At 32.3% G+C, this 25,763-nt stretch carries 25 protein-coding genes; 20 read left to right on the plus strand and 5 right to left on the minus strand.

Going from position 1 to position 25,763, the window contains the following annotated elements; translation table 11 throughout:
* Window positions 1-358: 358 nt before the first annotated feature.
* Window positions 359-580, minus strand: a complete 222-nt coding sequence (locus ISP02_RS06205; protein WP_195720717.1) for an SA1362 family protein — start codon at window positions 578-580, stop codon at window positions 359-361.
* A 25-nt stretch (window positions 581-605) separates the two neighbouring features.
* A complete protein-coding gene (locus ISP02_RS06210) occupies window positions 606-1,187 on the minus strand; it encodes a hypothetical protein (protein WP_195720718.1) in 582 nt (193 codons plus the stop codon).
* 103 nt (window positions 1,188-1,290) lie between these two features.
* On the opposite strand from ISP02_RS06210, the gene ISP02_RS06215 reads away from it, so the two are divergent.
* The 17 genes from ISP02_RS06215 to ISP02_RS06295 all read left to right on the plus strand — a co-directional run bounded on the left by ISP02_RS06215 (window position 1,291) and on the right by ISP02_RS06295 (window position 17,577).
* Window positions 1,291-2,349 carry a M24 family metallopeptidase gene (locus tag ISP02_RS06215; RefSeq protein ID WP_195720719.1) on the plus strand — a complete coding sequence of 353 codons (1,059 nt, stop codon included), beginning with the start codon at window positions 1,291-1,293 and terminating at the stop codon, window positions 2,347-2,349.
* A gap of 28 nt (window positions 2,350-2,377) precedes the next feature.
* Complete coding sequence (efp, locus tag ISP02_RS06220; RefSeq protein WP_195720720.1) at window positions 2,378-2,935, plus strand: elongation factor P; 558 nt, start codon at window positions 2,378-2,380, stop codon at window positions 2,933-2,935.
* A 206-nt stretch (window positions 2,936-3,141) separates the two neighbouring features.
* Window positions 3,142-3,609, plus strand: a complete 468-nt coding sequence (accB, locus tag ISP02_RS06225; RefSeq protein WP_195720721.1) for an acetyl-CoA carboxylase biotin carboxyl carrier protein — start codon at window positions 3,142-3,144, stop codon at window positions 3,607-3,609.
* Window positions 3,609-4,970 (plus strand): acetyl-CoA carboxylase biotin carboxylase subunit, encoded by a 1,362-nt coding sequence (gene accC / locus ISP02_RS06230; protein WP_195720722.1) that lies wholly within the window; start codon window positions 3,609-3,611, stop codon window positions 4,968-4,970. The genes accB and accC overlap by 1 nt, the downstream gene beginning before the upstream one ends.
* 11 nt (window positions 4,971-4,981) lie before the next feature.
* Window positions 4,982-5,359, plus strand: coding sequence for an Asp23/Gls24 family envelope stress response protein (locus tag ISP02_RS06235; RefSeq protein WP_195720723.1), 378 nt, complete (start codon window positions 4,982-4,984; stop codon window positions 5,357-5,359).
* A gap of 124 nt (window positions 5,360-5,483) precedes the next feature.
* Entirely contained in the window at window positions 5,484-5,870 is a 387-nt protein-coding gene (gene nusB, locus ISP02_RS06240) for a transcription antitermination factor NusB (RefSeq protein WP_195720724.1), read from the plus strand.
* A gap of 14 nt (window positions 5,871-5,884) precedes the next feature.
* Complete coding sequence (gene xseA, locus ISP02_RS06245; RefSeq protein WP_195720725.1) at window positions 5,885-7,225, plus strand: exodeoxyribonuclease VII large subunit; 1,341 nt, start codon at window positions 5,885-5,887, stop codon at window positions 7,223-7,225.
* Window positions 7,215-7,457: an exodeoxyribonuclease VII small subunit gene (locus tag ISP02_RS06250; RefSeq protein WP_195720726.1), complete on the plus strand. Its 243-nt coding sequence runs from the start codon at window positions 7,215-7,217 to the stop codon at window positions 7,455-7,457. The genes xseA and ISP02_RS06250 overlap by 11 nt, the downstream gene beginning before the upstream one ends.
* Window positions 7,438-8,316, plus strand: a complete 879-nt coding sequence (locus ISP02_RS06255; protein WP_195720727.1) for a polyprenyl synthetase family protein — start codon at window positions 7,438-7,440, stop codon at window positions 8,314-8,316. The genes ISP02_RS06250 and ISP02_RS06255 overlap by 20 nt, the downstream gene beginning before the upstream one ends.
* 366 nt (window positions 8,317-8,682) lie before the next feature.
* Window positions 8,683-9,135: a transcriptional regulator AhrC/ArgR gene (gene ahrC / locus ISP02_RS06260; protein ID WP_195720728.1), complete on the plus strand. Its 453-nt coding sequence runs from the start codon at window positions 8,683-8,685 to the stop codon at window positions 9,133-9,135.
* 21 nt (window positions 9,136-9,156) lie between these two features.
* Window positions 9,157-10,833, plus strand: a complete 1,677-nt coding sequence (recN, locus tag ISP02_RS06265) for a DNA repair protein RecN (protein WP_195720729.1) — start codon at window positions 9,157-9,159, stop codon at window positions 10,831-10,833.
* A 398-nt stretch (window positions 10,834-11,231) separates the two neighbouring features.
* Entirely contained in the window at window positions 11,232-12,653 is a 1,422-nt protein-coding gene (gene lpdA, locus ISP02_RS06270) for a dihydrolipoyl dehydrogenase (protein ID WP_195720730.1), read from the plus strand.
* Window positions 12,654-12,666: 13 nt separating this feature from the next.
* Window positions 12,667-13,668 carry a thiamine pyrophosphate-dependent dehydrogenase E1 component subunit alpha gene (locus ISP02_RS06275; protein WP_195720731.1) on the plus strand — a complete coding sequence of 334 codons (1,002 nt, stop codon included), beginning with the start codon at window positions 12,667-12,669 and terminating at the stop codon, window positions 13,666-13,668.
* Window positions 13,661-14,644, plus strand: coding sequence for an alpha-ketoacid dehydrogenase subunit beta (locus tag ISP02_RS06280; RefSeq protein WP_195720732.1), 984 nt, complete (start codon window positions 13,661-13,663; stop codon window positions 14,642-14,644). Before ISP02_RS06275 ends, ISP02_RS06280 begins: the two co-directional genes overlap by 8 nt.
* A gap of 14 nt (window positions 14,645-14,658) precedes the next feature.
* The gene (locus ISP02_RS06285; RefSeq protein WP_195720733.1) at window positions 14,659-15,927 is read left to right on the plus strand and encodes a dihydrolipoamide acetyltransferase family protein; all 1,269 of its coding nucleotides are present in this window, start codon (window positions 14,659-14,661) and stop codon (window positions 15,925-15,927) included.
* 217 nt (window positions 15,928-16,144) lie between these two features.
* Window positions 16,145-16,582 carry a bacilliredoxin BrxB gene (gene brxB / locus ISP02_RS06290; protein WP_195720734.1) on the plus strand — a complete coding sequence of 146 codons (438 nt, stop codon included), beginning with the start codon at window positions 16,145-16,147 and terminating at the stop codon, window positions 16,580-16,582.
* A gap of 14 nt (window positions 16,583-16,596) precedes the next feature.
* Window positions 16,597-17,577: an aromatic acid exporter family protein gene (locus ISP02_RS06295; RefSeq protein WP_195720735.1), complete on the plus strand. Its 981-nt coding sequence runs from the start codon at window positions 16,597-16,599 to the stop codon at window positions 17,575-17,577.
* A 232-nt stretch (window positions 17,578-17,809) separates the two neighbouring features.
* On the opposite strand, the gene prli42 is transcribed toward ISP02_RS06295, so the two are convergent.
* Complete coding sequence (gene prli42 / locus ISP02_RS06300) at window positions 17,810-17,905, minus strand: stressosome-associated protein Prli42 (protein WP_195720736.1); 96 nt, start codon at window positions 17,903-17,905, stop codon at window positions 17,810-17,812.
* Between the two features lie 208 nt (window positions 17,906-18,113).
* Between prli42 and ISP02_RS06305 the strand changes: the two genes are divergently transcribed.
* The 3 genes from ISP02_RS06305 to ISP02_RS06315 all read left to right on the plus strand — a co-directional run bounded on the left by ISP02_RS06305 (window position 18,114) and on the right by ISP02_RS06315 (window position 22,561).
* Window positions 18,114-19,238, plus strand: a complete 1,125-nt coding sequence (locus ISP02_RS06305) for a M20/M25/M40 family metallo-hydrolase (RefSeq protein ID WP_195720737.1) — start codon at window positions 18,114-18,116, stop codon at window positions 19,236-19,238.
* A gap of 90 nt (window positions 19,239-19,328) precedes the next feature.
* Window positions 19,329-20,738 carry an NADP-dependent phosphogluconate dehydrogenase gene (gene gndA / locus ISP02_RS06310; RefSeq protein ID WP_195720738.1) on the plus strand — a complete coding sequence of 470 codons (1,410 nt, stop codon included), beginning with the start codon at window positions 19,329-19,331 and terminating at the stop codon, window positions 20,736-20,738.
* A 170-nt stretch (window positions 20,739-20,908) separates the two neighbouring features.
* Window positions 20,909-22,561 carry a glycoside hydrolase family 13 protein gene (locus ISP02_RS06315; RefSeq protein WP_195720739.1) on the plus strand — a complete coding sequence of 551 codons (1,653 nt, stop codon included), beginning with the start codon at window positions 20,909-20,911 and terminating at the stop codon, window positions 22,559-22,561.
* A gap of 431 nt (window positions 22,562-22,992) precedes the next feature.
* Here the strand turns inward: ISP02_RS06315 and ISP02_RS06320 are convergent, their stop codons facing one another.
* Both ISP02_RS06320 and zwf read right to left on the minus strand, forming a co-directional pair.
* Complete coding sequence (locus ISP02_RS06320; protein ID WP_195720740.1) at window positions 22,993-23,856, minus strand: AraC family transcriptional regulator; 864 nt, start codon at window positions 23,854-23,856, stop codon at window positions 22,993-22,995.
* A gap of 272 nt (window positions 23,857-24,128) precedes the next feature.
* Window positions 24,129-25,613, minus strand: a complete 1,485-nt coding sequence (zwf, locus tag ISP02_RS06325) for a glucose-6-phosphate dehydrogenase (protein WP_195720741.1) — start codon at window positions 25,611-25,613, stop codon at window positions 24,129-24,131.
* Window positions 25,614-25,763: the final 150 nt, after the last annotated feature.

The raw sequence follows: 25,763 nt of genomic DNA on the forward strand, positions 1-25,763 counted from the left end.
ATGTTACATTTGTCTTAATTACTTTCCTTAACCGACATCCTAGGAATACTCAAAATAACTTTCATAAACTTGCGAGAAGTAATATACAATTTTATAAATAAGGTCCCTCGTTAACTTAGAGGCATTCATGAAATTATACGAATATATATTAATTTGTATAGTAAAAAACTATGATAATCACATTTACATTTCATTGTGACACCGATGTATTATATTCAAAACATGCTCGCAATAAGGACGCAATTATTGAAATAAAAGAAGCCCTTAAATGTTTTAAAACATTTAAGGACTTCTAGTTAAAGATTTTTATCACAGTCTCCAATTTATAAACTAAATCCTAGATTTCTGTGCATAGAAACTATTGATGTTTTCTATGTTGTCTTTTAGCTTTACGTACTGCTCTTTTATATTTTCTTTGGTCTTCAGTTAAGAAGAAGAAATAATATATAGTGTAAATAATAGCTACTATTATAGCTAAACTTACGAGCATTTTAACAAAACCAAAAACAAAATCATCTAAATTCATAAATAGTCCAAATGCTGCAATAGCAATAACTATATAAAAAAGCACTCGATTCATTTTACCCCTCCCAAAAATTAAACGGCTAATTACTACTTATATTAACATTTGAAAGAGAATGTTGTCCCTTTTGGGTTTTTTTCTTATCTTTCGTAGCATAACCATCCTTAATAGTATCTAAAGCACTAGTAAGCTTTTTATTTAGATTTTTAATACTCTTATCAGTAGATTTATCTGAAGATGACATTTCGCTTTTATCAATATTAGTTGAATAAGTAGTATACGCTTTATCAGCATCAGTAGCTACTTTTTCAATTTTTTCTTGAATCTTTTTATCACCTTTATTTTTGTTAATGTCATCTTCAATATTTTTATAACTTTGTATAACTTCAGTCACATCATCATAATAATTTGAAGATGCTTTTAAATATGTTGCTTTATTTTTATTACTTTTCGCTTGTTTCACATTAGCCTTATCTTTTTTTAGAGAGCTAATTTTTTCATTTTGAGATGATATTTGTTGATTTAAATCTTGAATTTGTGATTTTAATTTATGATTTTCATCATGTAATTTACTCGACTTTTTTTCTAATGGCGCTAAATTTTGACTGCCACATCCCGCCAATAATGATGTAGCTGCTATGATTGAAATGATTTTCTTTTTCATTTTTATCTCCTAGTTCAAAAACTATAATTATTATATGTATTTATGCTATCATTTTAATGTATAAAGAAACAATGTACAAATTTATTGAATAGGGGGCTGTTTCATGCGTAGAACAAATCAATTAAATACATACATTCAGGAAAAACATTTAGATGGTGTTATTGTGCTCTCAGACTTTAATAGACGTTACCTATCTGGATTTACTGGCACTAGTGGTGCACTTATCATTACACAAGATCATCAATACTTACTTACAGATTTTAGATATATCGAACAAGCAACAAGGCAAGCACCTCAATTTGAAATCATCGAACAAAAAGATAGTTTAATTGAAGAAATCAAGCAACAACTAAGTAATTTAGGTTTAGAAAATGTAGGATTCGAAGGTAATTTAGTAAGTTATGATACGTATTTACAATTAAGTAAATCTAACATAAGTCTTATTAGTATCAGTGGAGCCATTGAAAAAATCAGAGAAGTTAAAGACGAAGATGAAATAGCTATAATACAAAAAGCTGCTGAAATAGTGGATAAAACATATGAATATGTGCTATCCATTGCTAAAAGTGGCATGACTGAGCAGGAATTAAAAGCAAAATTAGAAAGTAAAATGCTAGAACTTGGTGCTGAAGGTACTTCATTCGATACAATCGTCGCATCTGGCCACCGTGGCGCATTACCACATGGTGTAGCTAGTGAAAAAGTAATTGAGCAAGGAGAGTTAATCACTCTAGATTTTGGTGCTTATTACAAAGGTTATTCTTCAGATATTACTCGTACATTTGCTATCGGTGAACCAGATAAAAAACTCAAAGAAATTTATCAAATCGTATTAACTGCTAACGAACAAAGTATCGAGGCAGCAAAAGCGGGTATAACTGGTAAAGCATTGGATGCCGTAGCTAGAGATTACATAACCGAACAAGGATATGGTGAAGCGTTCGGTCATTCTTTAGGTCATGGTATTGGTTTAGACGTTCATGAAGGTCCGGCATTATCTAAAAAATCTGAAAGCCTATTGCAACAAAACAATTGTGTTACAATTGAGCCGGGCATTTATATAGATGGTTTAGGTGGAGTTAGAATCGAAGATGACATTTTAATAACAGAAAATGGTTGTGAACTCTTTACTAAATGCACAAAAGACCTTATTATTTTATAGAAGAGCGTAAAGTTGAGGAGGAAACTGAATGATTTCGGTTAATGATTTTAAAACAGGTTTAACAATATCAGTAGATAACGGTATCTGGAAGGTTATTGATTTCCAACACGTAAAACCAGGCAAAGGTTCTGCATTCGTACGTTCAAAACTACGTAACTTAAGAACTGGAGCTATCCAAGAAAAAACATTCCGTGCTGGTGAAAAAGTAGAACAGGCCATGATTGAAAATCGTCGTATGCAATATTTATATGCTGATGGAGACATGCACGTATTCATGGATAATGAAACTTTTGAACAAACAGAATTACCTGCTGATTATTTGGCTGATGAATTAAAATATTTAAAAGCGAACATGGAAGTTCAAATTCAAAGCTATGAAGGCGAAACTATTGGTGTAGAATTACCTAAAACTGTAGAGTTACAAGTGACAGAAACTGAACCAGGTATCAAAGGTGATACTGCAACAGGCGCAACTAAATCAGCGACTGTTGAAACAGGTTACACTTTAAATGTCCCTTTATTTGTTAATGAGGGCGATGTGCTTGTAATTAATACAGGTGATGGTAGTTACATCTCAAGAGCATAAAACGCTACTTAATATAATATTTAAACCTTTCCAATCGTAATTTGAAGGTTGGAAAGGTTTTATTTTGTAAAAAAATAGAGACACATCATTTAAAAGTGGTAAAATTACTTTAAAATACTATTCTGTACTTATATATACTTGAATTGATATTTTCACTCGAGTAAAATAAACGAGGTAGATGAAAACATTCTGAAGGAGTTATTTTTATGAATTTTAAAGAGATAAAGGAATTAATAGAAATTTTAGATCAATCGAGTCTAACTGAAATTAACATTGAAGATAAAGGCAACGTAGTCAATTTAAAAAAAGAAAAAGAAACTGAAATTATTACTCCACAAATATCACAACAACCTATGCAACAAGTAGCTCATCAACAAGAACTAGCTACTGCTCCAGTTGTAAATAATGCTGATAATACTGCCGGCGCTGCAGAAATTAGTGGTAAAACAATAAACGCACCTATGGTTGGTACTTTTTATAAATCACCATCGCCAGAAGAAAGCGCATATGTGCAAGTTGGTGACTCTGTATCGAACGACACAACTGTATGTATTTTAGAAGCTATGAAATTATTTAATGAGATCCAAGCCGAAGTTACCGGGGAAATTGTTGAAATACTAGTAGAAGACGGTCAAATGGTAGAGTATGGCCAACCGTTATTTAAGGTGAAATAATGAAGAAAATATTAATAGCTAACCGCGGAGAAATTGCTGTTCGCATAATCCGTGCATGCCACGAATTAGGATTACAAACAGTAGCTATTTATTCTGAAGGGGATAAAGATGCATTACATACTCAAATTGCTGATGAAGCATACTGTGTTGGTCCTACCCAATCTAAAGATTCATATTTAAACATACCCAATATTCTTTCTATCGCAACTTCAACTGGTTGTGATGGCGTACATCCCGGTTACGGTTTCTTAGCTGAAAATGGAGATTTTGCTGAGTTATGTGAAGCTTGTCAATTACAATTTATTGGACCAAGTTATGAATCTATTCAAAAAATGGGTATCAAAGACATCGCTAAAGAAGAAATGAAAAAAGCAGAGGTACCTGTCGTTCCAGGTAGTGAAGGACTTATTAAATCTATCGACGATGCCAAAAAAATCGCTACAGACATTGGTTATCCAGTAATCATTAAAGCTACTGCTGGTGGTGGTGGTAAAGGGATACGTGTAGCACGAGACGAGAAAGAATTGGAAAATGGCTACAAAATGACGCAACAAGAAGCAGAAACTGCATTTGGTAATGGCGGACTCTACCTAGAAAAATTCATAGAAAACTTTAGACATATCGAAATTCAAATTATAGGCGATAAATTTGGCAATGTTATACACTTAGGCGAAAGAGACTGTACAATTCAACGGCGTATGCAAAAATTAGTTGAAGAAGCACCATCACCCATATTATCAGATGATAAACGTAAAGAAATGGGTAATGCGGCAGTTCGAGCAGCTAAAGCAGTTAACTATGAAAATGCAGGTACTATAGAATTTATTTTCGATTTAGATTCAAATAATTTCTACTTTATGGAAATGAATACACGTATTCAAGTAGAACATCCTGTAACTGAAATGGTAACTGGCATCGACTTAGTTAAATTACAATTAAAAGTAGCGATGGGTGAAGAAATTCCATTCAAACAAAATGATGTGACTATTAACGGACATGCTATGGAATTTAGAATCAATGCTGAAAATCCTTATAAAAATTTCATGCCATCTCCGGGGAAAATAACTCAGTATTTAACACCTGGTGGCTTTGGGATTCGTATTGAATCGGCTTGTTATACAAATTATACAATCCCACCATATTATGATTCTATGGTAGCAAAACTTATTGTACATCAACCTACAAGAGAAGAAACAATAATGAGCGCCATTCGAGCTTTAGAAGAATTTGTTGTGTTAGGTATCGATACAACTATTCCATTCCATATTCGTTTATTAAATAACGATATATTCAGAAGTGGCGAATTTAACACTAAATTTTTAGAAGAACATAATATCATGGATACAGATGAATCTAATTAGGAGGTCTGTATATGGTGAAAATTTCGGAACAAGCTCAAACAAACTTGGGTGAAATAGAAATTTCAACTGAAGTCATTACAAGAATAGTGAGCATCGCGACATCACAAATCGATGGATTGCATGGTCATTTTAAAGAGCTAAAACATGCTGATTTTGATGAAATTACTCAAAGGCAATTAAATAAAGGCTTACGTGTTAACATTGAAGATAACTTTATTTATATCGATATCTACTGCGCCTTTGAACACGGAGCAAATATTGCAGAAACAGCAAAAAATATTCAGCAATCAGTATATAACTTATTACAAACATTAATTTCTATTGAACCTAAACAAATAAATATACACATTTCACATATTGCGACTGAGCATGTGAATAATACTAAATAATAGTTTATAGTTAAATAAAGTTAAGTCTGGTTTGCAACATTAAATTATGCGCGTTAATTTATATTCTTTCCAGACTTCTTTCTTGATATTAACTTATACTTTAACTTGACTTAAGGAGCTTAACATGAGTAGAAAAGAATCAAGAATGCAAGCCTTCCAAACGTTATTTCAAATAGAAATCAAAGACAATTCGTTATCCATAGAAGAAGCGATTAATTTTATTAAAGATGAAAATGAAGATTTAGATTTTGAATTTATACATTGGTTAGTTACAGGTGTTAAAGACCATGAACCAGTATTAGATGATAAAATCCAACCATATTTAAAAGAGTGGACGATAGATAGATTATTAAAAACTGATCGCATCATTTTAAGAATGGCAACTTTTGAACTACTAAATAGCTCGACGCCTCAGAAAGTTGTAATAAACGAGGCAGTCGAATTAACAAAACAATTTAGCGATGACGACCATTATAAATTTATTAATGGCGTGTTAAGCAATATTGAATAGAAGAGTGATAAAATATGGCCGATTATTTAAGTGTTTCTGCATTAACTAAGTATATAAAATATAAATTTGATCAAGATCCACACCTTCAGTCTGTTCTAATTAAGGGTGAATTGTCTAACTTCAAAAAACATTCAAGTGGTCACATGTACTTTAATGTTAAAGATAAAAATAGCGTGATTAATGCCATGATGTTTAAAGGTGCTGCGAATAATTTAGATTTTGAGCCTAAAGAAGGTGACGAAGTTCTTATTGAAGCTAGAGTCTCTGTTTATGAAAGAAGAGGCAACTATCAAATATATGTAAATAAAATGCAAATTGATGGCATAGGAAATCTTTATCAAAAATTAGAAGCACTTAAGAAAAAATTAACTCAAGCAGGTTATTTTAACCAAGCGCATAAAAAGACAATTCCTAAGTTTCCTAAAAAAATAGCAGTTTTAACTGCAGGTACTGGCGCTGCTATAAGAGATATCCATTCTACTATTAATAGTCGTTATCCACTTGTAGAACAAGTACAAATTAATACTTTAGTTCAAGGTGAACAAGCGAAGCATGATATTATAGAAAAATTGCAATATGCAGATACACTTGGGGTAGACACCATTATTATCGGTCGTGGTGGTGGTTCCATTGAAGATTTATGGAATTTCAATGAAGAAGAAGTAATTAAAACAATCTTTGACTGCAAGACACCTATTATTTCTGCTGTGGGGCATGAAACTGATTTTACTTTAAGTGATTTCGTTGCAGATGTAAGAGCTGCAACCCCAACACAAGCTGCTGTTATTGCTACGCCTGATCAACAAGAATTGTATCAACAAATTACACAGGTTAAACTATTTTTAACACGCAATATTAATCAGTATATTCAACAACAACGCAAGCATTTAGATCATATATCTTCATACTATAAATTTAAAACACCTTCGTTATTATACGATCAACAAATTCAAAAAAGAGATGACTTAGAAAAACAACTAAACACTTCAATCGTGATGTTAATTAATCGTTCTCGACAGCGCTTACAATTACTCGACAGTAAGTTTAATTTAAGAAAATTTAAACAAGACATTAATAGATTTCAAAAAGTTAACACTCAAAAAGAACTAGAATTAATTAAAACGTTAAAAAATAGTATAAGTTTGAGGCAACATAACCTTGCTAGTAAACTAGAAAGCTTAAACACATTAAGTCCCACTAATACTATGTTAAGAGGATATACAATAGTTAATAAAGAACAACATGTAATTACAAGTACTAAAGATTTATCTGAGAATGATAACATCGTCTTAACGATGAAAGATGGTACTGTTGATGCAAAAGTACAGAAAGTTAGGTGCAAAGATGACGAATAAAAAACAAAGTTTTGAAGAAATGATGGAAGAACTTGAATCAATCGTTCAAAAATTAGATAATGAGAACGTTTCTCTAGAAGAATCTTTAGATTTATATCAACGCGGAATGAAGTTATCTGCTTCCTGTGAAGAGACATTAAAAAATGCAGAAACAAAAGTTAATGAATTAATCAAAGAAGAAGAAAAAGAAGATACGAAAAAGGATCAAACAAATGAAAAAGTTGATGAATAAATATATTTCTGAAGTCGATGACGCACTTACTAAAGCAGTAACTACATCAAATTTAGGCACAAATCTTGAAGAAAGTATGACATACTCATTAACTGCAGGTGGCAAAAGAATAAGGCCAGTTTTGCTTTTATTAACACTTGATATGTTAACTAATAATTATAAATTAGGGCTTGCCCCAGCGCTAAGTATTGAAATGATTCATACTTATTCTTTAATACATGATGATTTACCTGCCATGGATAATGATGATTACCGTAGAGGCAAATTAACAAATCATAAAGTATACGGTGAATGGAAAGCTATTTTAGCTGGCGATGCCTTATTGACAAAAGCTTTCGAAGTCATTTCAAATGATGAAACATTGTCAGATAGTGCCAAAATTAAATTAATTAAACGATTATCTATCGCAAGTGGTCATCTTGGCATGGTAGGTGGTCAAACGTTAGACATGCAAAGTGAAAATACTAAAATAGATGTTACAACGTTAGAACAAATACATCGTGCTAAAACTGGTGCTTTGATTTCATTTTCTGTTATGGCGGCCGTCGATATCGCAGAATCTAGTGAAAATGTATCCCAATCATTAAGTGATTTTAGTGATCACATAGGCTTAATGTTCCAAATTAAAGATGACTTATTAGACGTTTATGGCGATGAACAAAAGTTAGGTAAATCAGTGGGTAGTGATATAGAAAATGATAAAAGCACCTATGTATCTTTACTAGGATTAGAAGGTGCCGAACAAAAATTACAATATCACACGGATGCAGCATATCAATGTTTAGCACAATTGCCTAATAATTATGATACTTCATCTCTAAAATATATTATTGAATTATTTATTAATAGAGAATCCTAGTATTACGGGTTGAGATTGCAAGCGTTTACACATTATAAATACTCTTACTATATTTCTTGTGTACAATGTTTTATTATTAGTTTTATGAATTCTAAAATATCTAATAAATTTAAACAGCGCTTATGTAATCTTAACCTTTTTGTGTGAATTTTTTAAAACTAAATTTTATACATATAGTATTCATGTATATTGTATATTACTCATTAGTGCTATCTGAATATACATAGTTGATAATTCCATTGATTATGCATTAACACAATCAATGGAAAATTATATGAAGTTATATATATTAATGACTTTAGTAGTAGATAACTAATGCTTGTGGTAAAATCAATGTATAAATATTCGTAATTAGAGGTGTTTTTTATGGCAAAAAAATCGGTAAGACATATAAAAATAAGAGAGATAATCTCTAACGAAAAAATTGAAACACAAGATGAATTAGTAAAGCGTCTCAATGAATATGAGCTCAATGTAACGCAAGCAACTGTTTCTCGAGATATTAAAGAGCTTCAATTAATTAAAGTTCCTACACCTACTGGCCAATATGTTTATAGTCTTCCTAATGATAGAAAATATCACCCTTTAGAAAAATTAGGCCGTTATTTAATGGATTCATTTGTAAACATAGATGGTACGGAAAATTTATTAGTACTTAAAACTTTGCCTGGTAATGCTCAGTCAATTGGTGCCATTCTTGATCAAATTGCATGGGAAGAGGTATTAGGGACGATATGTGGCGATGATACTTGTTTAATTATATGTCGTGATGCAGAAGCTAGTGAAAATATCAAAACGAGAATATTTAATTTATTATAGTTTTAGGGAAGTGATACAAGTATGTTACAGACCTTATCAATTAAACAGTTTGCAATAATTGACGAACTTGAAATTAATTTTAGCGAAGGCTTAACTGTACTTAGCGGTGAAACAGGCGCTGGTAAATCAATAATAATTGATGCAATAGGTCAACTTATTGGTATAAGGGCCTCTTCAGATTTTGTAAGACATGGTGAGAAAAAAGCGATTATCGAAGGTATATTTGATATAGACAATAGTAAAGAAGCAATTACAATTCTTGAAGATTTATCGATAGACACTACGGAAGATTTTCTTATCGTAAAACGTGAGATTTTCAGTACTGGTAAAAGCATGTGTCGCATAAATAATCAAATTGTAACATTACAAGATTTAAGAAAAGTTATGCAAGAATTGTTAGATATACATGGTCAACACGAGACACAAACACTTTTAAAGCAAAAATATCATTTACAATTATTAGATAATTATGCAGAAGGTCGTTATGAAAAATTATTAACCAACTACACCGAAACGTTTCAAGCCTATAAAACTAAGAAAAAAGAATTAGCAGAGTTAGAAAATGCCGACCAAGCATTACTTCAACGTTTAGACTTACTTAAATTTCAAAATGATGAATTAAAAGAAGCTAATTTAGTTGAAGGGGAGTCCGAACAATTAGAACAAGATATTAAACGAATTCAAAATTCTGAAAATTTGAGCCTCGCATTGAATAACGCACATATTACCTTAACTGATGAACATGCTATAACAGATAGATTATATGACCTAAGTAATCAATTAAGTGCAATAGATGAAATTTTGCCGGGTAAGTATTCGGAGCTAAAGGATCATGTCGATCAATTTTATTACACTCTAGATGATGCTAAACATCAATTATATGATGAATTAACTAATACTGAGTTTGATGAGCAATATCTCAATGAACTAGAATCCAGAATGAACTTATTGAACAATTTAAAACGTAAGTATGGCAAAGAGATAGTAGAACTTATTAATTATCAAGGAAAAATAGAAGATGAAATTAATAAAATCGAAAATTATGAAGAGAGCACTTCTCAATTACGAAAAGATATTGAAGGTCTATATAATGATGTAATATCAATTGGTAAAAAACTTTCTGCCGAAAGACGTAAAGAAGCTCAAGTACTACGAGACCATATTGTCGAAGAAATTCAAAATTTACAAATGAAAGACGCAAATTTAGAAATCTCTTTCAAACCATTAGATGAACCTAGTAATGAAGGTATAGAATTTATAGAATTTTTAATTAGCCCCAATAAAGGCGAACCATTAAAAAGTTTGAATAAAATAGCTTCTGGTGGTGAACTATCGAGAATCATGTTGGCATTGAAAACTATTTTTGTTAAATCAAGAGGACAAACCGCTATTTTATTTGACGAAGTAGATTCAGGGGTTTCAGGTCAAGCCGCACAAAAAATGGCAGAAAAAATGAAAGACATTGCACAGCATATTCAAGTTATTTGTATTTCACATTTACCACAAGTCGCGTCAATGAGTGACCATCATTTATTAATAAGCAAAGCATTAAATGATGAGCGCACGACTACTAAAGTTAAAGAGCTTTTAGAAGATGAACGCATAGACGAAATTGCACGTATGATTTCTGGAGCTAGTGTTACCGACATCACACGTCAAAACGCTAAAGAAATGTTAGAACAAAATAACAATAATTAGTGAAGGTTATATTCCTTATAAAACGTAAATTTACTATATATAGTTGTATTTACGTTTTATAAGGAATATTATGGAATTTAATTAGTACCTAGTACTAATTTTTCACTAAATATTACGTCTCACAAGCATAATTCATCCCTTAAAAATAGAGTAAATTGACTTAAATATAATTATTTCTTGCTATCCTAGATAATATATTTAAATGTTATTATTTTTATATAATGAACGTATAAGTTAAAATATAGAAGGTACGAAATTCAAAAATAAAATTTATTTAAATTCTTTAAGTAACCGTTGTAGCACTGATTAATTCTAATAAAATTGAGTATCTATATTAATAGCACCAATTGAAATTTTGCGATGATACTTTTATACAACGACAAGTTAGGAGCACAAAAATGTCAGAAGAAAAATATGATTTAGTGATATTAGGCGGGGGAACAGCTGGTTATGTATCGGCCATTCGCGCATCACAATTAGGTAAAAAAGTTGCCTTAGTCGAAAATAAATTACTAGGTGGCACTTGTTTACATAAAGGTTGCATCCCTACGAAAGCACTATTAAAATCTGCAGAAGTGATGGACACGATTAAACACGCTAGCGAATTTGGTGTAGATGTTGATAATTTCGCACTTAATTTTGATAATATTCAACAGCGCAAAAAAGATGTTGTCAATCAAATGCATAATGGTGTTAATCACTTAATAAAAAATAATAAAATCGATGTATTTAATGGTACTGGACGCATCCTTGGCCCTTCTATATTTTCGCCACAAAGTGGAACAATTTCTGTTGAATATGAAGATGGAGAATCGGATTTAATTCCTAATTCTAATGTACTTATTTGTACAGGATCTGATCCTATTTCATTACCATTTTTACCATTCGATCACACTACTATTTTATCTAGTAGTGACATTTTGGAGTTAGATCAACTTCCTGACTCTTTAGCAATTATCGGTGGTGGCGTAATTGGTCTAGAATTTGCGTCATTAATGAATGATTTTGGAGTAGAAGTTAGCGTTATAGAGGCGGGCGAACGTATTTTACCTACAGAAAGCAAAAATATAGCAAATACTTTAAAATCTGAGTTAACTAACAGAGGCGTTAAATTTTATGAAAATACGCAGTTAGCCGAAGAGCATATTAAAATCGATCGTAATTCAATAACGATACAAGCAAATGATAGCGTATTAACAGTCGAGAAAGTATTAGTTTCTATAGGTAGAAAGCCTAGAACTGAAGATATTGGTTTAAATAATACTAAAATAAAAACGACTGATACAGGTCACATTATCGTAAACGAACATCAACAAACTGATGACAAACATATTTATGCCGCTGGCGACTGTATTGGAAAATTGCAATTAGCACACGTTGGTTCTAAAGAGGGGATGATTGCCGTAGACCATATGTATGATCATTACCCTTTGCCAATAGATTATAATAAAATGCCTCGTTGCGTTTATACACAACCTGAAGTTGCTTCTATTGGTTTAAACATTGATGAAGCTAAACAGCAAGGTTATAAGGCGAGAGCATTTAAAGTACCTTTTAAAGCAATCGGTAAAGCAGTAATTGAAGATACAAACAACCAGAATGGTTTTTGTGAAATCGTGATTGATCAAAACGAAGAAAATGTTTTAGGACTTAATATGATAGGACCGCATGTCACTGAGTTAATAAACGAAGTATCGCTATTACAATTTATGAATGGTTCTACGCTTGAACTTGGTTTAACTACACATGCACATCCATCATTATCAGAAGTACTTATGGAATTAGGACTTAAAGTAGAAAATAGATCTATTCACGTATAAAGGAGGAAATTTCATGTTTGACTATAAATCTGTGGGTCTTAATGAAGACGACTTAAAAGTAATGTTTAAGTGGATGGATTTAGGACGTAAACTAGATGAACGTTTATGGCTTTTAAATAGAGCGGGGAAAATACCATTTGTTATAAGTTGTCAGGGACAAGAAGCAGCACAAATAGGTATGGCTTTTGCTATGCGCGAAGGTGACGTTTCAGCACCATACTATAGGGATTTGGCATTGGTGACTTATTTGGGTATGACACCGTTAGATACGATGTTATCTGCGTTTGGTAAAAAGGACGATATAAATTCTGGTGGTAAACAAATGCCTGCTCACTTTAGTAATAAAAAACTAGGTATTTTATCACAAAGTTCTCCTGTTGGGACACAAGTTTTACAAGGTGTTGGCGCTGCATTATCGTTAAAAATGGATAAAAAGCAAAATATTGCAATGGCCACATTAGGCGAGGGCACTTCTAACCAAGGTGATTTTCATGAAGGTTTAAACTTTGCTGGCGTACATAAATTACCTTTTATCTGTGTAATTGAAAATAATAAATACGCAATTTCTGTGCCTGAAAGTTTGCAATATGGAGCTGAAAAATTATCTGATAGAGCGATTGGTTATGGCATTCACGGAGAGCATGTTGACGGTAATGACCCAATCGCAATGTATAAAGTGATGAAAGAAGCACGAGGTAGAGCGTTAAACGGTGAAGGCTCAACACTTATTGAAGCTATGTGTACACGTATGACTGCCCATTCATCAGACGATGATGACAGCGGCTATCGCCCGCAGGAAGAAAGAGATGGTCTCAAATCCGAAGATTGTAATGTTAAATTCAAAACATTTTTACTATCAGAAAATATTATTGATGATGAATGGTTAGCACAGATAGAACAAGAACATAAAGAAATCGTAAATCAAGCAACTAAAGAAGCAGAAAAAGCACCTTACCCATCACCGGAAGAAACTTATAATTATGTTTACGAAGAAGGGAGCTTTTTAAATGGCTAAGTTTACTTATTTAGATGCAATCCACAATGCTCTAGATCAATCTATGGATAAAGACAAAGATGTTTTTATTCTTGGTGAAGATGTTGGTATAAAAGGTGGCGTATTTGGTGTAACTTTAGGATTACAACAAAAATATGGCATTGAGCGCGTTATTGACACACCTTTAGCAGAATCAAACATTGTCGGTACGGCAGTTGGTGCAGCTATGTTAGGAAAGAGACCTATAGCTGAAATACAATTTGCAGAATACATTTTACCTGCGACCAATCAAATCATGAGCGAAGCTGCGAAAGTGAGATATAGATCTAATAATGATTGGGATTGTCCTATAACGATTAGAGCACCTTTTGGTGGCGGTATCCATGGTGCTTTGTATCATTCACAAAGTGTTGAAAGTATTTTTGCGTCAACACCAGGTTTAACGATTGTAATTCCATCATCACCATATGATGCAAAAGGTTTACTATTAGCTTCAATCGAATCTAATGACCCTGTATTATACTTCGAACATAAAAAAGCATATCGCTTATTAAAAGAAGAAGTGCCTGAATCATATTACACTGTGCCTATTGGTAAAGCAGACGTTAAACGTAAAGGCGACGATATTACAGTATTTACTTATGGTTTATGCGTTAATTATTGTATACAAGCAGCAGATATGTTGTCTGAAGATGATGTTAGTGTTGAAGTTGTAGATTTAAGGACGGTTTATCCACTTGACCAAGAGACAATAATTGATCGCGCTAAACAAACAGGTAAAGTATTGTTAGTAACTGAAGATAATTTAGAAGGCAGCGTCATGTCCGAAGTGGCTGCTATCATTGCAGAAAATTGCTTATTCGATTTAGACGCTCCAATCATGCGCCTTGCAGGGCCAGATGTGCCTTCTATGCCTTTTGCACCAACAATGGAAGACGAATTTATGATAAATCCTGATAAGATTCAAACTAAAATGCGCGAGCTTGCAGAATTCTAAGGAGGCACCAAACGATGGAAATAAAAATGCCTAAATTAGGTGAAAGTGTCCATGAAGGAACTATAGAACAATGGCTAGTTGCAGTCGGTGATCAAGTCGAAGAATATGATCCAATTTGTGAAGTCATTACAGATAAAGTAACTGCCGAAGTACCATCTTCATATTCTGGTACTATTAAAGCAATTACCGTTAATGAAGGAGAAACAGTTTCAGTTGGCGAAGTTATTTGTCACATGGATGTCGAAGGAGAGTCTAGCGATAGTGCAACCGTAGATGAAAGTAATGACAACCCAGTACAAAATGAGTCTAACCAAACTGTTGACAAGTCTTCTAATAATGTTGAAAACAATAAAAGCGATGAAAACACCCCTAAAAATAATGGTCGGTATTCACCAGTTGTATTTAAATTAGCATCAGAAAATGAAATTAACTTATCTCAAGTAGTAGGCACAGGCTTCGAAGGTCGTGTCACGAAAAAAGATATTGAAAAAGCAATAAAAGAAGGTACTGCAAAAGAGTCATCTCATTATGTTAATGCGAAAACACCACCAGTCAATACGCCGACTACTATTGGTACACAAGAACCTGGTTCATCTATACCTGTAAATGGCGTACGAAAACAAATTGCACAAAATATGGTTAACAGTGTGAATGAAATTCCACACGCATGGATGATGATCGAAGCCGACGCAACAAATTTAGTAAAAACTCGAAATCATCATAAAGATAGCTTTAAAAATAAAGAAGGATATAACTTAACTTTCTTTGCATTCTTCGTTAAAGCAGTGGCTGAATCACTCAAAGCTTATCCTTTATTAAATAGTAGTTGGCAAAATGACGAAATCGTTATTCATAAAGACGTAAATATTTCTATAGCTGTTGCCGATGAAGATAAATTATATGTGCCTGTGATTAAAAATGCTGACGAAAAATCTATCAAAGGTATTGCACGTGAAATTAATGATTTAGCTCAAAAAGCGCGTTATAAAAAATTACGCTCTGAAGATATGCAAGGCGGAACATTTACAGTTAACAATACAGGAACATTTGGTTCCGTATCATCTATGGGTATTATTAATCATCCTCAAGCCGCTATTTTACAAATCGAATCTATCATTAAAAAACCTGTCGTTATAGATGATATGATAGCAATTCGTAACATGGTTAATTTATGTCTCTCTATCGACCACCGTATTTTAGATGGGCTACAAGCTGGTAGATTTATGAATTATGTCAAAACACGTATCGAGCAATATGCGATTGAATCTACAAGTATTTTTTAACAATTTATAAGTTTATAAATATTATAATTGAGGCTAGCTAACTAGGATTGCATGCACTATAAATGTACCTAGTTAACTAATTAACGTTTGGCATTGAAATCTTTTCGCATAAAAAGAATTTTGATGCCATTCTTTTTCGTCAAATCAACATGTTGAAGTATAAGTGATTAATTAGTAGAATGAAGATACCAATTTAGAAATGAAAGGTGACCTTAATATGGATTTAAATTTTGATTTATATATGAATGACGTTGTGGATCAAGCAAGAAATGAAATGCTAGATGCTGGTTATGAACAATTAACAACTGCCGACGAAGTCGACAACGTATTACAACAAGAAGGTACTACTTTAGTGATGGTTAATTCTGTATGTGGCTGTGCAGGTGGCATGGCTAGACCGGCAGCTGCACACAGCTTACATTATGACAAACTACCAGATAGATTAGTGACTGTATTTGCAGGACAAGATAAAGAAGCTACACAAAGAGCTAGAGATTATTTCGAAGGTTACGCTCCATCAAGCCCATCATTCGCATTAATGAAAGATGGCAAAATAACACAAATGATTGAACGTCATCAAATAGAAGGACATGATGTTATGGATGTCATTACTCAATTGCAAAATTTATTTGAAGAATATTGCAAAGATCGATAGAGGGGCATACTAACATGTTGAGTTTAAATCCATACAGAATAGGATTTAGAACGATCAAAACGGCAATTGGCATGGCACTAGGTATAATTATCGCTAAACTATTAGGTCTAGATAATTTTGCATCTAGTGCCATATTAGTGGTGCTATGTATTAAGCACACAAAAGTACATTCTTTACAAGCAATCATTTCGCGTTTTGTGAGTTGTACATTAATTTTAATACTAGGTTCTATTATATTCAGTTTATTAGGGCAACACGCTATTGTCTTAGGCATAATCGTTTTATTTTTTATACCTTTAACTGTGGTCTTTAAAGTTCAAGAAGGCATTGTCACTAGTTGTGTTATATTACTTCACGTGTTTAATGCCCCAAAAATAGATTTTCATTTATTTGTAAACGAAATTGAATTACTTATCGTAGGGTTAGGTATTGCATTCCTTATGAATCTCATTATGCCGAGCCTTGACAAAAACTTAAATTCTTATAAAAAAAATATAGAGGATAGTTTTACGAAAATCTTTATTTGTTTTAGTAAAAAATGTAATAATATAGAGCAGCCACTAGATATTCATTTTACTGAGATTCAATTAACCATTGAAAAAGCTAAGTCTTTAGCTTTCAGAGATGTTAAGAATCACTTTGGTCGTAATGAAAATTCTTATTATCATTATTTCGATATGCGAGAGCAACAATTAGATTTAATACAAAGAATTGAAAGCATGTTAGAAAATATCGAATTTAATGATACTTTGCTGTCTCAACTATCACAATTATTTAAAGAAGTAGCAGAAAATGTAAATAGTAATGATTATACTGCACTTAGATTACATTCATTGTACGAAATTAGGTTACAGCTAGATAATTTAGCACTACCAGATTCTTACGCCTCATTAAAAACACGCGCAAGTTTAATTCAGCTATTAAATGAGCTAGAGAATTATTTACTTGTAAAATCAGAATTCGGATCATTAAAAACTTATAGTGAAGCATCATAATAAAAAGAACTAAACGTCGGTAGAGACGTTTAGTTCTTTTTTTATTAATTACAATACTTTTTATCATTAAAGAAGCTACCAAAAGGATTAAAACTTTTTGACAGTTTAACTCAACACGAAAAAATAGTTTAGTGTTGAAATTGTAATATCATATACATCATTTAAATTAAAATCTAACTAAGACATTATTCATATAATTAATCGTAATATAATTCGTAAAGTTTGTTATAGTTTATCCCATCATTGGTGCAAGACTTGATAAAATCAAAGCAATAACTACTGCAACTAACATGACAATTATAATTGTTTTTAACACTTTATTACTCAATTGTTATTCCTCCATATGATTTAAAATAATCAAAACACAATATCAAATATTGACATTACACATTTTATTATAATTCCTACAAGAATAAAAGCAATCCACTAAGTTTGTTTTTAATCAAAAAGTTAGCTACACTTTATATGGCGTAACAATTGATATAATATTTTCTAATTTATTTTTAGCAATATAAATTTTTAATGGGAGTGTCACGATGGTTAATAATGACAGACTATTGGCAACATTTTTAGAATTAGTGAAAATTGATTCTGAAACAGGTAATGAAGAAAAAATACAGCCAATTTTAAAAGAGAAACTCGAACAATTAAATGTTCAAGTTGAAGAAGACGAAGCAGGGCAATACGAATATCTAGGTGCAAACAACTTAATATGTACGTTGCATAGCACGATAGGTAATGAAAAAAGCGATAAAATTTATTTTACAAGTCATATGGATACCGTGGCGCCTGGTAACAATGTACAACCAATTGTAGCAGAAGATGGTTATATTTATTCAGACGGTACAACAGTACTAGGTGCTGATGATAAAGCGGGTTTAGCGGCAATCTTAGAAACTATTGAAGTTATTAACGAACATCATTTACCCCATGGACAACTACAATTTGTTATAACAGTAGGTGAAGAATCAGGATTAGAAGGCGCTAAAGTTTTAAATTCATCATTATTAGATGCTGATTATGGTTATGCAGTAGATGCTAGTTCTCCTGTAGGCACTACCGTTATAGGCGCTCCTACACAAATGAAATTATCTGCTACCATATATGGTAAAAAGGCACATGCAAGTACGCCTGATATGGGAATTAGTGCAATTAATATCGCCGCTAAAGCTATAAGTGAAATGTCATTAGGGCGTATTGATGATGAAACAACTGCTAATATCGGTCGATTCGAAGGTGGTTCTGCCACAAATGTTGTAGCAGATGAGGTAACTTTACAGGCAGAGGCACGCTCACATTCAGAAGACAAGATTAAAGAACAGGTTGCACATATGAAGCAAGTGTTTGAAAAGACAGCGCAAGAATACGGTTGTTCAGCTTCTGTTTCCATAAAAGAAAGTTACAAAGGATTTAAAGTTGAACCCGAGACCAAAGTCGCACAAATTGCTACCGAGAGTGCACGTCAATTAAATTTAGATCCACAAATTAAAGTCGGCGGCGGCGGTTCAGACGCTAGTATTATTAATTCATATGGCATTGCTTCTGTTATTTTAGGTGTCGGTTATGAAAACATTCATGGTAAAAATGAAAGAATGGAAATAAAGTCTCTACAACTATTAGCGCAGCAATTATTAAAAATAGTTGAATTAACGCATCAATAACGCATTAATATAGTAAAGCTGTTTTAGTGATGTAGTTAGTGCTTTGTGATACAATTAATCTGTAAACTTTAATTAAGAGAGGTTAGTAATATGACACAACAAATTGGTGTAGTAGGTTTAGCAGTAATGGGGAAAAACCTTGCTTGGAATATCGAATCACGCGGATATAGTGTTTCTGTATTCAACCGTTCTTCTGAAAAAACAGATGAAATGGTAAATGAATCTGAGGGTAAAAATATTCACCCAACATACTCAATTGAAGAGTTTGTAAAATCTTTAGAAAAACCCCGTAAAATCTTATTAATGGTTAAAGCTGGTCCAGCAACTGATGCTACGATAGATAGCTTATTACCATTATTGGATAATGATGATATTTTAATCGACGGTGGTAATACAAATTACGAAAACACAATTAGAAGAAATAAAGCCCTTGCCGAAAGTGGCGTTAACTTTATCGGTATGGGTGTTTCAGGTGGCGAAGTTGGTGCGTTAACAGGACCATCATTAATGCCAGGTGGACAAAAAGAAGCTTTCGATAAAGTAAGCGATATATTAGAAGCTATCTCAGCTAAAGCTGACGATGGTGCACCATGTGTTGCTTATATTGGACCAAATGGTGCCGGACATTACGTTAAAATGGTACACAATGGTATCGAATATGCTGATATGCAATTAATTGCTGAAAGTTACGCAATGATGAAAGATTTACTTGGCATGTCACACGAAGCAATTTCTCAAACATTTAAAGATTGGAATGCTGGCGAACTTTCAAGTTACTTAATTGAAATTACAGGTGACATCTTCACTAAATTAGATGAAGGTAACGACGAAGCATTAGTCGAAAAAATCTTAGATACAGCTGGCCAAAAGGGTACTGGTAAATGGACTTCAATCAATGCCCTTGAATTAGGTATTCCATTAACAATTATTACTGAATCCGTATTTGCTAGATTTATTTCTTCAATTAAAGAAGAACGTGTTAATGCATCTAAACAATTAAATGGTCCAAGTGCTAATTTCCAAGGTAACAAAGAAGAATTCTTAGAAAAAATCCGTAAAGCTTTATACATGAGTAAGATTTGTTCATATGCACAAGGATTTACTCAAATGAAAAAAGCTAGCGAAGATAACGACTGGAACTTAAAATTGGGCGACTTAGCTATGATTTGGAGAGAAGGTTGCATTATTCGTGCACAATTCTTACAAAAGATTAAAGACGCTTTTGATAACGATACTAACTTACAAAACTTATTGTTGGACCCTTACTTCAAAGATATCGTTACAAACTATCAAGATGCACTACGTGATGTAGTAGCTACTGGCGTACAAAATGGTGTACCAACACCTGGATTCTCTGCTAGTATTAACTATTTCGATAGCTACCGCTCAGAAAACCTACCAGCAAACTTAATTCAAGCTCAACGCGACTACTTTGGTGCTCATACTTATGAACGTAAAGATCGCGAAGGTGTATTCCATACACAATGGGTAGAAGAATAATATTTTAATTCATCATATAATTACAAGACATTCAACAATTGGATGTCTTGTTTTTTTACAAAATCAAAAGCAAACGTTTACATAGTCATTTTGATAAGAGTAAAATCAATAGTATAATGAGGATATACTTAGTAGTATTAGTACATTTATAAGCACAAAGGAGCATGATCATGCAAAGTAAACAATGGTGGAAAGAAGTTGTAGCCTATCAAGTTTATCCTCGTAGTTTTAATGATTCAAATCATGACGGTATTGGAGACTTACGAGGCGTTATAAAAAAATTGGATTACTTACAAGATTTAGGTATTGATGTAATTTGGTTAAGCCCTATGTATAAATCTCCTAATGATGATAATGGATATGATATAAGTGATTATCAAGATATAATGGATGAATTTGGTACTATGGAAGATTTTGATGAACTATTAACGTCAATTCATAACAGAGGGATGAAATTAATTTTAGATTTAGTCGTTAATCATACTTCTGACGAGCATCCTTGGTTTATTGAATCACGCTCTAGTAAGGATAATGCGAAGAGAGATTGGTATATTTGGAAAGATCCACAATCAGATGGTAGTGAGCCCACGAATTGGGAAAGCATCTTTAATGGTTCTACTTGGGAATATGATAGTAAAACAGGTCAATATTATTTTCATTTATTTAGTAAAAAACAACCCGACTTAAATTGGGAGAATCCGAATGTCAGAGCAGCAATTACCTCAATGATGAATTGGTGGTTTGATAAAGGGATCGATGGTTTTAGAGTTGATGCGATTACTCACATTAAAAAATCTTTCGAATATGGAGATTTGGAATCAAAACCGAACCAAAAATATGTGCCAGCTTTTGACGTCGCAATGAATCAACCGGGCATTCATCAATGGTTACAAGAATTAAAAATGCAAAGTTTAAAAAAATATGACATTATGACAGTTGGAGAAGCAAACGGTGTAAGTACTGAAGATGCAGATTTATGGGTTGGGGAACACAATGGCAAATTTAATATGATTTTCCAATTTGAACATTTAGGCCTTTGGAACACTGGTGATGTAAAATTCGATGTTTTATCGTATAAACAGGTATTAAATCGTTGGCAACAAAGGCTAGCAAATAATGGATGGAATGCTTTATTCATAGAAAATCACGATCAACCAAGAAGGGTGTCGACATGGGGTAACGATGAACAATATTGGTATGAATCCGCCACAAGTCATGCCATTGCTTACTTTTTACAACAAGGTACATCATTTATTTATCAAGGCCAAGAAATTGGCATGACCAATTATCCTTTTGATAGTATAGAGACTTTTAACGATGTTGCTGTAGTAAATGAATATAATATCGTAAAAGAACAAGGTGGCGATGTAAACGCCTTACTAAACAAACACAAAATGGAGAATAGGGATAATGCACGTACACCAATGCAATGGAATGACAAACATTATGCTGGATTTTCTACCGTTGAACCTTGGTTCCCAGTAAACCCTAATTACAAAACAATCAATGTAGCACAACAACAAAACAATAAACATTCGATATTAACTTTTTATAAAAAGTTAATTCAATTAAAAAAATCTGATGATTTATATATTTATGGAAATTTCGAATTAGTTGATGCTGAAAATCCTAAAGTATTTGCCTACACTAGAACTTTAAATGAAAAACGTGCATTAATTGTAGCTAATTTAACAGGTGATAAGGCATCACTAAACTTTGAAACAATGATTGATAATAAAGTTGTTGAATTACATAATTATAATAATGATGTTGATCTTAATAATTTAAAACCATATGAAGCTTTTGTATTGCAACTATACTAGTTCAATATGATTTCAAATTGTCGTTATCTCATAACATCTCTAATTATATAACAATGTTTTTAGATATTATTATACTGAAATATCTTTACATCCAATTTAAAAGATATTTAGTGTGTAGAATCAGATATTAAAGCAGCTGCTCATCAAAAACACTTAACACTTATTATTCCAAAAACTTCGTCCATAGCTTTTATAGGCAAAGTTTTAGAGACAAACGGGTAACATACTAGTATCTACTTATCTGAATATAGTATCAACGTTTGTAGATAAGTAGTTTTTTAGCAAATTGTACCTGTATTAATTTAAATTAATACAGGTATAAATGCTCAACTTTCAATAAACATATTATTAATAACTAACTTTGATAACAAAAAATCTAGTACATTACATTTTTTAAAGATTAATAAGTGTAATGTACTAGATTTTTATTATTAGTCATTGTAATCGTCTTGATTTACAGGTAACCATAATTGCACTTTCGTAAAACTATCATCAAATGAAATGTCAAAAGGATAAACTTCGACGTATAAACTATCTCGTTTATAAGGTAATGTCATTTGAAGACTTGTTTCAATGTAATACCAAGCTTCATTTGTTATATAATCAATTTCACCTTGTAAATTAAACTTAGCATATTGTCGCTCTGGTAAATAACGACTTTCTAAGTGTTCTGGATAACGATCGCTTGGAACACCTATAAATATTTCTACGCCATATTCTAATGGGCAACTAATGACGAAAATTTCATGTGGACTCACATTATTATAGCGCTCTAACTCTTTTATCTTGCCTTCAACCAATAAATCTTCAAGAATATCTGGAATTTTAAAAGGATTTTCAATATGTGCTGCATTAATAAATTCAGCGTACCCCACTAAATTCATTCCGTTAATCGTTTCTAATCTATATGAATGAGGTGGTTTTTCCGTTGTAGTAATTTTTAAGTACTGTCTATTTTTTATATTTAATTGTTCTTTTTTAGCATTAGCTTGTAACGGAGATATACCATGATACTTACTGAATTCATTGGCAAAATCATTTACGGTTGGATAGTGGTATTTTTTTGCAATATCAACCATTCTATTAGAACTTGTAATCAGTTCTTGTGCCGCTATTGTCATCTTTCGCGCAAGTGCATATTCAGAAGGCGACTGACCAACAATCATTTTAAAACTTTGATCTAAATGATACGGTGAAAGACCAACGTAATCACTAAGTTGTTGCATATTAAATTGCTCTAGCAAATGATCTTCAATATAAACAATTGCTTGTTGTATTTGCTTGATAACGTCCAAAACTTCCACTCCTAAAAATCTAACAATGTAAACATAAGAAATCAATTCTAGTATATTTTATGTTTCACTCTATTTAATATTATTATAGATGTTTCCTTAATAGTTTACACCATTTCTTCACATCTGACATCTAAAGTGCTAGTATCTGTGAAGCTAAAAACACTTATTTATAATTTGAATTATATAATAACACATGTGAAAGACATTAAAAAAGCGACAACAACAGTGTACTTCTACACTATTGCCATCGCAAAAAATCATATTATAATTTATTAATGGATATCTTCCCACCAATGGAAGCCATCTCTACTTAATAACATATCACTTTCTAGCGGGCCATTAGTACCTGCTTCATAGTTAGGGAAGTCTGGTTCTGTTTTATCCCAGTATCCTTGAATAGCGTCAACAAATTTCCATGTTGATTTTAATTCTTCCCAATGCGTAAAGTTAGTAGCATCACCATTTAAACAATCGAATAGTAAGTTTTCATACGCATCGACAGTGTTCATTTTATCTTGAGCACTCATAGCATAAGATAATTGAACTGGCTCTGTTTCAATTCCTTGAACATTCTTTTTAGCATTTAAATGTAAAGAAACACCTTCATTTGGTTGAATATTAATCACTAATAAGTTTGAATCTAACTTTTTATCAGTTTCATAGTATAAGTTCATAGGTACTTCTTTAAACTCAACTACGACTTGAATCGTTTTGCTCTTCATACGTTTACCAGTTCGAATGTAGAAGGGTACACCAGCCCATCTAAAATTATCAATTGTTAATTTACCTGAAACAAAAGTAGGGGTTGTTGAATCTCCGGCTACACGTTCTTCATCACGGTATTTTTTTACTTCTTGTCCACCAATAATACCTTGGTCATACTGACCTCTAACAAAGTTTTGGCTAACTTCATCTGGAGCTAATTCTCTTAATGATTTTAGTGCCTTAACTTTTTCAGCTCGGATATCTTCACTTTGTAGACTTATTGGTGCTTCCATAGCTAATAAAGCTACCATTTGTAACATATGGTTTTGAACCATATCTTTTAATGCACCACTTGATTCATAATAACCACCTCTGTCTTCAACACCAAGTATTTCAGAAGAAGTAATTTGAATGTTTGAAATATATTTATTATTCCATAATGGTTCGAACATCGCATTAGCAAAACGTAGCACTTCAATGTTTTGAACCATGTCTTTACCTAAGTAATGGTCGATACGATATATTTCTTCCTCTTTAAATGAACGACGTAATTGTTCGTTTAATTGTTCTGCTGATTTAAGGTCTGAGCCGAATGGTTTTTCAATAACTAAACGTTTAAAGCCATCAGTATCAGTTAATCCTGATGATTTCAAGTAATCAGAAATTTCACCAAAGAATTTAGGTGCCATAGCTAAATAGAATAATCTATTACCTTCAAGTTTAAATTCTTTATCTAAATTGTTACTGTATTCTAATAAAGATTCGTAACTCGCTTCATCACTAACATCGTGTCTGTGATAAAATACGTGTTCCATAAATTTATCTAAATGTTTAGTGTTTTTTACATGTTCTTGAATTGATGACTTCACTTGACTACGGAAATCATCGTTCGAAATATCTCTTCTGCCGATTCCAATAATTGCAATTTGTTCATTTAAATTTTCTTGTTGATATAAATGGAATAACGATGGAAATAATTTTCTATGGCTCAAATCACCAGTCGCTCCGAATATAGTAATTAAACAAGGAATGTTCTTATTTCTAGTACTCAAGTTAAAAACCTCAATTCTTTTTAAAATCTGCTTTAATTATAGAACAATTATTACCATAGTTCATATAATTTTGCTTGAAAACAATTTTCTCTTTATTATAACATTATTCTTTATATATGCTAAAATATGTTCAAGAAGAGGAGGCTCATG

The organism is Staphylococcus durrellii (genome assembly GCF_015594545.1).
Classification (GTDB): domain Bacteria; phylum Bacillota; class Bacilli; order Staphylococcales; family Staphylococcaceae; genus Staphylococcus; species Staphylococcus durrellii.